Annotated in this window: 10 protein-coding genes and 1 pseudogene; 7 read left to right on the top strand and 4 right to left on the bottom strand. The window is 70.9% G+C overall.

From position 1 onward, the window contains the following. Window positions 1-60: 60 nt before the first annotated feature. On the bottom strand, window positions 61-501 hold the full coding sequence (locus tag AB0F40_RS26390; protein ID WP_357475040.1) for a DUF4395 domain-containing protein: 441 nt from the start codon (window positions 499-501) through the stop codon (window positions 61-63). After that, entirely contained in the window at window positions 498-947 is a 450-nt protein-coding gene (locus tag AB0F40_RS26385; RefSeq protein WP_357475035.1) for a thioredoxin family protein, read from the bottom strand. Before AB0F40_RS26385 ends, AB0F40_RS26390 begins: the two co-directional genes overlap by 4 nt. A gap of 272 nt (window positions 948-1,219) precedes the next feature. Here AB0F40_RS26385 and AB0F40_RS26380 point away from each other — a divergent pair, with 272 nt between their 5' ends. Further along, window positions 1,220-1,825, top strand: a complete 606-nt coding sequence (locus AB0F40_RS26380; RefSeq protein WP_357475032.1) for a YceI family protein — start codon at window positions 1,220-1,222, stop codon at window positions 1,823-1,825. A gap of 40 nt (window positions 1,826-1,865) precedes the next feature. Here AB0F40_RS26380 and AB0F40_RS26375 read toward each other — a convergent pair whose 3' ends face one another. Then, window positions 1,866-2,606, bottom strand: coding sequence for a hypothetical protein (locus AB0F40_RS26375; RefSeq protein ID WP_357475028.1), 741 nt, complete (start codon window positions 2,604-2,606; stop codon window positions 1,866-1,868). Between the two features lie 286 nt (window positions 2,607-2,892). On the opposite strand from AB0F40_RS26375, the pseudogene AB0F40_RS26370 reads away from it, so the two are divergent. Together AB0F40_RS26370 and AB0F40_RS26365 are read left to right on the top strand one after the other, a co-directional pair. Continuing rightward, window positions 2,893-3,576: pseudogene (locus AB0F40_RS26370) on the top strand (response regulator transcription factor); the annotation flags it as partial. 265 nt (window positions 3,577-3,841) lie between these two features. Then, window positions 3,842-4,801, top strand: a complete 960-nt coding sequence (locus tag AB0F40_RS26365) for an alpha/beta hydrolase (protein WP_357475025.1) — start codon at window positions 3,842-3,844, stop codon at window positions 4,799-4,801. Window positions 4,802-4,803: 2 nt separating this feature from the next. Here the strand turns inward: AB0F40_RS26365 and nth are convergent, their stop codons facing one another. Next, window positions 4,804-5,583: an endonuclease III gene (nth, locus tag AB0F40_RS26360; protein ID WP_357475021.1), complete on the bottom strand. Its 780-nt coding sequence runs from the start codon at window positions 5,581-5,583 to the stop codon at window positions 4,804-4,806. 206 nt (window positions 5,584-5,789) lie between these two features. Between nth and AB0F40_RS26355 the strand changes: the two genes are divergently transcribed. From AB0F40_RS26355 to AB0F40_RS26340, 4 genes are all read left to right on the top strand, one after another. Further along, window positions 5,790-7,322: an MmgE/PrpD family protein gene (locus AB0F40_RS26355; protein ID WP_357475018.1), complete on the top strand. Its 1,533-nt coding sequence runs from the start codon at window positions 5,790-5,792 to the stop codon at window positions 7,320-7,322. After that, window positions 7,322-8,227, top strand: a complete 906-nt coding sequence (gene prpB / locus AB0F40_RS26350) for a methylisocitrate lyase (protein ID WP_357475015.1) — start codon at window positions 7,322-7,324, stop codon at window positions 8,225-8,227. The genes AB0F40_RS26355 and prpB overlap by 1 nt, the downstream gene beginning before the upstream one ends. A 30-nt stretch (window positions 8,228-8,257) precedes the next feature. Beyond that, window positions 8,258-9,373: a bifunctional 2-methylcitrate synthase/citrate synthase gene (locus tag AB0F40_RS26345; RefSeq protein ID WP_357475012.1), complete on the top strand. Its 1,116-nt coding sequence runs from the start codon at window positions 8,258-8,260 to the stop codon at window positions 9,371-9,373. Window positions 9,374-9,614: 241 nt separating this feature from the next. Beyond that, entirely contained in the window at window positions 9,615-10,292 is a 678-nt protein-coding gene (locus AB0F40_RS26340; RefSeq protein WP_119141697.1) for a Crp/Fnr family transcriptional regulator, read from the top strand. Window positions 10,293-10,438: the final 146 nt, after the last annotated feature.

Below are 10,438 nucleotides of genomic sequence, written 5' to 3'. Positions count from 1 at the left end.
CGGCAACCCGGGTTGCCGATCACCTGACGTCTTACCGACTACGCGAGCCGAGATGTGCGCTCAGGCGCGGACCAGGCCCGCCCGGCGCATCAGCAGGTACATCTCGCACCCGAGGCAGAGCCCGACGACGGCGTTGAGCGCCGCGGCGACGAACGCCACGGCCGCCGCGATCGGCACCGCCGGAAGGACGCCGAAGAACCCGAGGAGCACGCCCACCGCGGTGACGAAGAGACCGACCCCCTGCGCGAAGCGCGGCGGACGGCGGTCCTCCAGCTCACCGGGCGGGCCAAGACGCGGGCGCACGAACTTCTTGAACAGCATGCCCTGCCACGAGCCCTCGGCACCGCGCACCGTCCCGAGCACGAAGCTCAGCATGATGAACGTCAGCAGCCACAGGCCGGCGGTGCTCGCACCGAGCAGCACGACGGCCGCCAGCAGCACCGCCGTGATGCTGGCCCCTACCCGCGGCCCGCGCGGGTCGATCCCCTTGCTCACACTCATGACTGCCCTTCCCCGTCCGCTTCGGCCACCGCGGCCGGGACCCGGTGCAGCGCCTGGCGCGCCTGGGTGTCGGACACCACGCCGCTCATCCGGGCGATCTCCTGCCCGCCGCCGTCGACCACGAGCACGGTGGGCGTACGCAGCACGCCCAGCCTGCGCACGAGGTCGAGGTGGTCGTCGACGAGGAGCTCACGATGCCCGACGTCGGAGGCCGACCCCGTGAGCCCGCCGAGCACCCGGGAGGTGGACCGGCACGCGGCACACACCTCTGCCGAGAACTGCACGAATGTCACCCGGTCCGCGAGCGCGACCCCGGACGACGCCCAGTCGATTCCAGCGGGCGTTTCCCTGGGCGCGCGCACAGCCCCCTGGCGTGCTGACCACCACACTCCGAGCGCGGCGGTACCAAGCACGAGCACGACCAGCGCTATCACCTGTCCCAGCATTTACCCCACGATGCCGTGAGTTGCTCATCCAGACAAGTCCTCACCTGCAATGACGCCCGTCACAGTGCGGGTTCCTGGCTCTCGCGCACGGTCAGGCGCATGTTTTCCTTGGCACGACACCCGGCCCAGGCAGTATTTCTCGTGCCGAAATGCCGACCTGCCGATGCCGCTCCGATGGTAACGTGCATGCATCCGCATATATGGGAGAATTTGCTAAGATGGAAGTTTTGCCAACTCGCACCTGGAATGGAATCACCATCCCAGCGGCCGGTGTGTACCAGCTCGATCAGAACCACAAGCGGCTCGGCTTTCTCGCGATGCACATGATGGTCAGCCCCGTGCGGGGCGAGTTCGCCGAGGGCGAGGCGTCCGTCGTCGTCGCCGAGGACCCGCTCGCCTCGCGGGTCACCTGCACGATCCGGACCGCGTCGATCGACACGCACGTGCCCGACCGGGACACGCACCTGTCCGGACCGGACTTCCTGGACGCCGAGAACCACCCCACCATCGAGTTCCGCAGCACCGGCTTTCGGATGCGGACCCAGGTGGACCCCATCTTCTCGTGGGCACGGCTCAAGGCGGGCACCGCGGGCCGCGCCCCGCACGACCCGCGGCAACCCGACGGCTCGTTCACGAAGCTCGTCATGGACGGCCTGCTCACGGTCCGCGGTGTCACGCGCCCGGTCTCGCTCGAGTGCGAGTTCGGCGGCGTGGGCCACGACCCCTACGGTCAGGACATCTTCGGCTTCCACGGCAGCTGCGACATCGATCGCGAGGAGTGGGGGCTGCTCTGGAACGTCGCGCTCGAGGCCGGCGGCGTCCTGGTCGCCAAGAAGGTCCGCATCGAGATCGCCGGCGAGATGATCCGTCAGTCCTGAGCGGCCCGACGGCGTCGTGGTGGCCTCAGGCGCGAACGCGTCAGAGGATGACCATCCGGCCCACGACGAACACGAAGATGCCGCACACCGCCACGGGGAGCGCGCTCGCCGAGAGTCCCGCCCACCGGGCGCCACGAGCGGGCAGCCGTTCCAGCAGCAGGTGCAGCGCACCCACGACGACGCCGGAGACCAGCCCGCACCAGAGGCCGCTCACGGTGTCGATGTTCGGCAGCAGCGTCCCGGCCGCGCCACCCACCGCCACGGCGGCGACCGCGGAGATCCCGAGCGCCACCCAGCCCCGTACCGGCAGCGCCGACACGGCGGCGGCGACCGCCAGCGCGACCGCGCTGGTCACGACCAGGTCGGCACCGGCGTCGGACCGCGCGGCGGCTATCCAGCCGGAGGTCGCGACGGCGGCGACCACGCCGGCGACCGTGCCCGACACCGACTCGGTGAGCTGGGGCCGCCCGTCGCGGCGCAGCATCTGCGCGATGAAGGCGAGCACCACCGCACCGGCCAGGACGATCGGCAGGTTCCTCAGCACCGGCTCGCCCTGGGTGAAGTAGGTAGCGACCGCTCCGCCGATGCCGCAGAGCGCCACGACCATGCGGGTGCTCCCGGACGCGGGCAGCCGGAGCAGCGACGGCCAGCCCAGCGCGACGAGAACCACCAGGACCACTACCGCCGCCACGAGGGGCAACGGCCGGGGCTGGACGTAGGACGCTGCGGCGACGAGGGCTGCGAGCGCAGCGGTCGTCACGGCGCGGGTGGAGACGGACACACCCAGAGTTTTCCAGAGTCTGCCCACGTTCCTTCAATCGCAGCACGCCAGGCATCCGAACAGAGGCCCGAAGGAGACGCGTGACACTCGCGTCATGCGAGCGTCACGGGTGCTGACCGGCATGGTGGTCCCCAGGAAAAGGGCGTGTAACATGCACGCAACAAGCAACAGGGCAGACTTCCGCAGAGCCAATTAAGTGCCAGATTGCCGCGACGGGACGTCTCGTTACAGCGAGACCCGAGCCAGGGACGGTTGCAAGACGCCGGTTCCGAGAGGAGGTGCGTCAATGGCAGAGCTGTTGATCCTCACACCCGCTACCGGCGGGTCTGCCGATGTCCTACCCGCGCTGGGACTGCTGTCCCACCGGGTGCGGGTGCTGCCGATGGAGCCCTCGGCGCTCGTCGACGCCCCGGACGCGGACGTCGTCCTGCTCGATGCCCGGCGCGACCTGGTCGCCGCCCGGACCACCTGCCGGCTGCTGCACGCCACCGGGCTCACGGTGCCGCTCGTCCTGATCCTCACCGAGGGCGGCCTCACGGTCGTGACCCACGAGTGGGGTGCCGATGACCTGCTCCTGGAGTCGGCCTCGCCCGCCGAGGTCGAGGCTCGTCTGCGCCTGGTGGTCGAGCGCTCGGCGCGCGGCCCGGCCGAGGAGTCGCAGCAGGAGATCTCCGCGGGTGAGCTCGCGATCGACGCCGGCGGCTACACGGCCCGGCTTCGCGGTCGCCCCATCGACCTCACGTACAAGGAGTTCGAGCTCCTCAAGTACCTGGTGCAACACCCGGGCCGGGTGTTCACGCGCGCGCAGCTGTTGCAGGAGGTCTGGGGCTACGACTACTACGGGGGCACCCGTACCGTCGACGTCCACGTGCGCCGGCTGCGGGCCAAGCTCGGTCCGGAGCACGAGCAGCTCATCGGCACGGTGCGGAACGTCGGTTACCGGTTCGACCCGCCCAAGGAGCAGCGCGCGGCCGAGGAACCGCCGTCTCCCCCTGCGCCCGCCGACCTGCCGGACCGGCCCTCGGCTGCCGGCGGCCCGGCAAGCAGCTCGACCGACGCCGTCGGCTCCCCCGCACCGAACGCGGGCTCCGCGGACGACCCGAACGCGGGGCCCGCTGGCAAGCGGGTCGCGCACCGGGGCCACTGAGGCGCACGCGGACAGAGCGCCCGGCGGCAGCGGGAGGAGGGCACCGAGCATCGCGCAGACCCACCACCGAGCGCGTAGGTTCGTACTCGTGACCGCACTCTCGGCCCGACCGGCCGTCCGCACGGCAGCCACCAGCGACTACACGTGTGCCCTGGTCGAGGGCCCGTGGCAGCACGAGTTCGTCTCGTCGGGCGGTTCGCGCTTCCATGTGGCGGTCGCGGGCAGCGAGAGCCGGTCCGCGCCGTTGGTCATCCTGCTGCACGGCTACCCCCAGTTCTGGTGGGCATGGCGCGCGCAGATCCCCGCCCTGGCCGACGCCGGCTACCGCGTCGCGGCGATGGACGTGCGCGGTGTGGGCGGGTCGGACAAGCCGCCGTCGGGCTATGGGGTGCCGGCACGGGCGGCGGACGTCGCGGGCATCGTCCGCTCCCTGGGCCGCGAGCGCGCGGTGATCGTGGGGCACGGCACCGGCGGCACGATCGCCTGGGCGCTGGGGGCTCTGCACCCCGGTACGACGGCGGCCGTCGCCGTGCTGGCCAGCCCACATCCTGCCAAGGTCCACCTGCGCCGAAGTGCCGCGTTCACGTCGGCGGCCTTGCGCGAGCTCGCGTACCTGCAGGTGCCGACCCTGCCTGAGCGCGCGCTGACCCACGGTGACCTGGTGCGACGCACACTTGCGCTGGGCGCTGCCACGCCGCCGCCCGACGACGTCGTCGAGCTGTACCGGTCGGCGATGCGCATCCCGTTCGCCGCGCACTCCGCCGCGGAGGCGCTGCGCTGGGCCGTACGGTCCACACCCCGGATGGACGGGCGCCGGTTCGGCGCGGCACTGCGTCGTCGGCTGGCTGTGCCCGTGCTGCAGCTGCAGGGCGGCAAGGACGGCATAGTGCGACCCGAGCGGGCCGACCTCGATGCCGCCGCCCTGGCGCCCGACCTGCGCTACGAGCTGATCCCTGACGCCGGTCATCTTCTCCCCGAGGAGGCCCCGGACCGGGTGAACGAGCTGCTGCTGGACTGGCTGGCTCGGGTGAGCCCGGTGGCGCGGTAGGTCTACCTGGGCGCGACGATGGGCAGGCCCGCCGACGCCGGGCGCACCGGCGCCGGCCGCACCAGCTTCGCCGCCCGGTCGGGGTCCGTCTCGCCCGCCCCGTAGGACGGGCACAGGTCCGCGATGCTGCACGCCCCGCAGGCCGGGTTACGCGAGATGCACACCCGCCGCCCGTGCCAGACGAGGTGATGGCTGAGCGTGGTCCAGTCCTTCTTGGGGAACAGCTCACCCACCTCTGCCTCGACCTTCACCGGGTCCTCCTCCGCGGTGAGGCCCAGCCGCCGTGCCACGCGCCCGAAGTGCGTGTCGACCGTGATCCCCGGGACGCCGAACGCGTTGCCGAGCACGACGTTCGCCGTCTTTCGCCCGACGCCCGGCAGCGTGACCAGATCCTTCAGTCGGCCGGGGACCTTGCCGTCGAACCGCTCTACGAGCGCCTGGCCGAGGCCGATCACGGCCCGCGCCTTGGCCCGGAAGAACCCGAGCGGCCGCAGGATCTCCTCGAGCTCGCCCGGGTCCGCCTCGGCGTACGCCTGGGCGTCCGGATACATGACGAACAGCTCCGGCGTGGTCTGGTTGACGCGGACGTCGGTGGTCTGCGCACTGAGCACCGTCGCGATCAGCAGCTCCAGCGGCGTCGTGAAGTCCAGCTCGGCCCGGGCGTCCGGATAGGTCTCCGCGAGCCGGCGGTTGACACGCCGTGCCCTGCGCACGAGTGCCAGCTGGCTCTCCGACGCGTTCGGGGCAGCCTTTTCGGGTTCGCGTTCCCTCACAGTGGTCACATCAGTCACACTATCGATCCCTGCTGACATTCGGCTGTCGAGCCCTGCCGCCCGGTTTGGCGCCGTGTACCTAGGACGCGGAGTATGAGAAGGTCGAGGGCGCACAAGCCGTCCACAAGCCGTGCTGTCGCACCCGATGCCCCACCCCACGGTCCGGGCAGCACCCGGACCTCACGACGGTCCACGTGAATCGAGGAAGAATCACCATGCCGTACACGCACCACCTGCGCGTATACCCGTCCGCCGAGCCGCTGAAGCGCACCGACCAGCTCGCCTGGAAGCTCGCGGAGCTCGCCACGGACGCCGTCGAGCCCACGGCAGAGGTCACCGACATGGTGATCAACCGCGTGATCGACAACGCCGCCGTCGCGGCCGCCAGCCTCACCCGTGGTCCAGCGGTCGCCGCCCGGTCACAGGCCCGGGCGCACCCGTACACGCCGGGCTCGACGGTGTTCGGCCTCGCCCCGGAGGCGACGAGCAGCCCCGAGTGGGCCGCGTGGGCCAACGGTGTCGCCGTGCGCGAGCTCGACTTCCACGACACGTTCCTCGCCGCCGAGTACTCCCACCCGGGCGACAACATCCCGCCGATCCTCGCGGTGGCGCAGCACGCCGGCCGCACCGGGAGGGACGTGCTCCGGGGCATCGTGACCGGCTACGAGATCCAGGTGGACCTGGTCCGCACGATCAGCCTGCACAAGCACAAGATCGACCACGTGGCGCACCTCGGCCCGTCGGCGGCGGCCGGCATCGGGACGCTGCTCGGGCTGGACACCGAGACGGTGTTCCAGGCGATCGGCCAGGCCCTGCACACCACGACGGCGACGCGGCAGAGCCGCAAGGGCCAGATCTCCACGTGGAAGGCGCACGCGCCGGCCTTCGCGGGCAAGCTCGCGGTCGAGGCCGTGGACCGCGCGCTGCGCGGCCAGACCTCCCCCGAGCCCATCTACGAGGGCGAGGACGGCGTCGTCGCCTGGCTCCTCGACGGTCCCGACGCCGCCTACGACGTGGTGCTCCCCGCGATCGGCGAGCCCCGTACCGGCATCCTGGACACGTACACCAAGGAGCACTCGGCGGAGTACCAGGCGCAGGCCGTCATCGACATGGCCCGCGCGCTCGGCAACGAGCGGCCGGAGCTGCGCGACCCCGCGAATGTCCAGGGCATCGTGCTGCACACCAGCCACCACACGCACTACGTGATCGGCTCGGGCGCGAACGACCCGCAGAAGTACGACCCGACGGCGTCCCGCGAGACCCTGGACCACTCGGTCCCGTACATCTTCACGGTCGCGCTGCAGGACGGCGGCTGGCACCACGTGGACTCGTACGCCCCGGAGCGTGCCCAGCGTGCCGAGACCGTGGCGCTGTGGCGCAAGGTCACCACCGCCGAGGACCCGGAGTGGACGCGCCGCTACCACTCGACCGATCCCGCGGAGAAGGCCTTCGGCGGCCGTGTCGAGATCACGCTCACCTCGGGCGAGGTAGTGACGCGCGAGATCGCCGTGGCCGACGCCCACCCGCTGGGCGCCCGCCCGTTCGCGCGCGAGAACTACGTCGGCAAGTTCCGCACCCTGGCGGCGGGCATCCTGGAGGACGCCGAGATCGAGCGCTTCCTCGGCCTTGCCGAGCGCCTGCCCGAGCTCACGCCCGCCGAGGTCCGCGAGCTCACGATCGTCGCGGCGCCCGGTGTGCTGGACAGCGTCCAGGCCCCGACGGGCCTCTTCGAGCTCGGTGCCCGCTGATGCTCTACTCCCACCTCACGCCGGCGGCCAAGCGCCGCGCCTTCCGCGAGGCCCTCGCCGGCCCGGACATCCTGCGGTTCCCGGGGGCGTTCAACCCGCTCAGCGCGAAGCTGATCCAGGACAAGGGGTTCGACGGCGTCTATGTCTCCGGCGCCGTGCTCTCGGCCGACCTCGGCCTGCCCGACATCGGCCTGACCACCCTGACCGAGGTGGCCGGCCGGTCCGCGCAGATCGCCCGGGTCACGGACCTGCCCGTGCTGGCCGACGCCGACACCGGCTTCGGCGAGCCGATGAACGTGGCCCGCACGGTCCAGACCATGGAGGACGCCGGCGTGGCCGGCATCCACATCGAGGACCAGGTCAATCCCAAGCGGTGCGGCCACCTGGACGGCAAGGAGGTCGTCGAGCTCGGCGACGCCGTCCGCCGCGTCCGGGCAGCCGTCGACGGCCGCCGCGACCCGGACTTCCTGATCATGGCGCGCACCGACGTGCGCGGCACGGAGCCGGGCGACCGGGGCCTGAAGCTCGCGATCGACCGCGCCAAGGCCCTGGCCGACGCCGGAGCGGACGCGATCTTCCCCGAGGCGATGCAGGACCTCTCGGAGTTCGAGGCGGTCGCAGCGGCTCTCGACGTCCCCGTGCTCGCCAACATGACCGAGTTCGGCAAGTCCGAGCTCTTCACCGCGAAGCAGCTGCACGACGCCGGTGCGCAGCTCGTCATCTACCCCGTCACCCTGCTGCGCATCGCGATGGGTGCCGCCGAACGGGCGCTGGACCACATCTCGGCGTCGGGCACCCAGGATGCCCTGGTTCCCGAGATGCAGACCCGCGCACGGCTCTACGAGCTCACCGACTACGCGGCCTACAACCACTTCGACTCGAACGTCTTCACCTACAAGCCCTGACACTGAATGCCGGGACACGAAGGAGTGCGCATGCCCGAGACCACGGAGATCCGCAAGGGTCTGGCCGGCGTCGTCGCTGACACGTCGGCGATCTCGAAGGTCAACCCCGAGACCAACTCGCTGCTGTACCGGGGCTACCCGGTGCAGGAGCTGGCGGCAAAGAAGACCTTCGAGGAGGTCGCCTACCTGCTGTGGCACGGCGAGCTGCCGACGCCCGCACAGCTCACCGAGCAGACGGCGGCCGAGCGCGTGCACCGCGAGCTGCCGGACAACGTCCGCGACGCGATCCTCGAGCTGCCCACGGACTGCCACCCCATGGACGTGTGCCGCACCGCGGTCTCGATCCTGGGTGCCCACGACCCGCAGGCCGAGGACTCCTCGGTCGAGGCGGAGCTCGCCAAGTCGCTGCGCCTGTGGGCGGTCCTGCCCGCCGTCGTCGCGCTGGACCAGCGCCGGCGCCGCGGCCAGGAGGTAGTGCACCCGCGCGAGGACCTCGGCTACTCCGCGAACTTCCTGTGGATGACGTTCGGCGAGGAGGCGGAGCCCGCCGTCGTGCAGGCCTTCGAGGCCTCGATGGTGCTGTACGCGGAGCACTCGTTCAACGCGTCGACGTTCACCGCGCGCGTCATCACCTCGACGCTCGCCGACCTGCACTCTGCGGTGACGGGCGCCATCGGCGCGCTCAAGGGCGCGCTGCACGGCGGCGCCAACGAGGCGGTGCAGGCGACATTCGAGGAGATCGGCTCGGCCGACAAGGCAGAGGCCTGGCTCGAGGACGCGCTCACGAGCAAGAAGAAGATCATGGGGTTCGGCCACCGGGTCTACAAGAACGGCGACTCGCGGGTGCCGACCATGCGGGCGGTGCTCGGCGACCTCGCGGAGCACTACGGCCAGACCGAGGTGCTCGACCTGTACGACACCCTCGAGAACGCCATGGGCGCGGCCAAGAACATCAAGCCGAACCTCGACTACCCGGCGGGCCCGGCCTACCACCTGATCGGGTTCGACACGAACATCTTCACGCCGCTGTTCGTGGCCTCCCGCATCACGGGCTGGACCGCGCACATCATGGAGCAGCGCGCCGCGAACGCGCTGATCCGGCCGGTCTGCGAGTACGTGGGGCCGGAGCAGCGCGAGGTCCCCTGAGGGGTACGTCGGACGCCCGTTCCAAACCCCCAGGTGACACCCCCTAGGATTTATGGACGGGCGTCCTCCTTCGCACCGAGCAAAGCCGACATCCCGCCTGAGGCGGACGATCGCGGTGGGCTGCACGCCACGCGGACGCCACGAGAGACCCCGATAACCCGGCAATCTCGTGACATTGAGGCAGACTGAGAGGTGGAAAAGACTGATGGACGAAAGTCCCCGACACGTGAGGACACCACTGGTGGACGACGAAGTCGTACTCTCTGCCCCCCTCTTCGCGGACATGGAAGGCGAAGAGACCCGCGCGCTCTTCGAGTCCATGGTGCCCGTGGAGCTGGTCCGGGGTGACGTGCTCTTCCGCGAGGGCGAGCCGGGCGACCGGCTCTACGTCATCGCGCAGGGCAAGATCAAGCTGGGTCGCCGGTCGAGCGATGGCCGCGAGAACCTGCTGTCGATCCTGGGCCCGGGCGAGATGTTCGGTGAGCTCTCCCTGTTCGACCCGGGCCCCCGCACCGCTTCGGCGTCGTCCGTGTCGGACTCCGTGGTCTACGAGCTGCGGCACGACTCGCTCGTGCGCTGGATCGCCGACCACCCCGGTGTCGCCACCCAGCTCCTCGGCGCGCTCGCGCGGCGCCTCCGTCGAACCAACGAGACGCTCGCGGACCTCGTGTTCTCGGACGTCCCTGGCCGCGTGGCCAAGGCTCTGCTGGACCTGTCGACCCGGTTCGGCGAGCCCAACGACGACGGCATCCGCGTGGCGCACGACCTCACGCAGGAAGAGCTGGCGCAGCTCGTCGGCGCCTCGCGCGAGACGGTGAACAAGGCGCTGGCCGACTTCGCGACCCGTGGATGGGTCCGCCGCGAGGGTCGCGCTGTTGTGCTGCTGGACCTGGACAGGCTGGAGCGGCGGGCGCGCTGAGCTGCGGGCTCGCGGCCGCCTAGCGGGGCCGCGGGCGCGTCGGGGCCGCGGGCGCGTGTAGTCGGTAAATAGTCAGGTGGTCGGCACCCCGGGGTACCGACCACCTGACAAATTTACGAAAAAAAGATTTAGAAATAGAGTGAGTT

It is taken from the genome of Promicromonospora sp. NPDC023987 (assembly GCF_040639055.1).
Lineage (GTDB): Bacteria > Actinomycetota > Actinomycetes > Actinomycetales > Cellulomonadaceae > Promicromonospora.
The sequence above is the reverse complement of the archived record's forward strand: the minus strand, read 5'-3'. Positions and strand labels throughout refer to the sequence as shown.

Excerpts from the sequence above, each read along its gene's own strand:
- AB0F40_RS26390 (WP_357475040.1), bottom strand. The coding sequence starts at position 501 with ATGAGTGTGAGCAAGGGGATCGACCCGCGCGGGCCGCGGGTAGGGGCC.
- AB0F40_RS26385 (WP_357475035.1), bottom strand. The coding sequence starts at position 947 with ATGCTGGGACAGGTGATAGCGCTGGTCGTGCTCGTGCTTGGTACCGCC.
- AB0F40_RS26355 (WP_357475018.1), top strand. The coding sequence starts at position 5,790 with ATGCCGTACACGCACCACCTGCGCGTATACCCGTCCGCCGAGCCGCTG.
- prpB (WP_357475015.1), top strand. The coding sequence starts at position 7,322 with ATGCTCTACTCCCACCTCACGCCGGCGGCCAAGCGCCGCGCCTTCCGC.
- AB0F40_RS26345 (WP_357475012.1), top strand. The coding sequence starts at position 8,258 with ATGCCCGAGACCACGGAGATCCGCAAGGGTCTGGCCGGCGTCGTCGCT.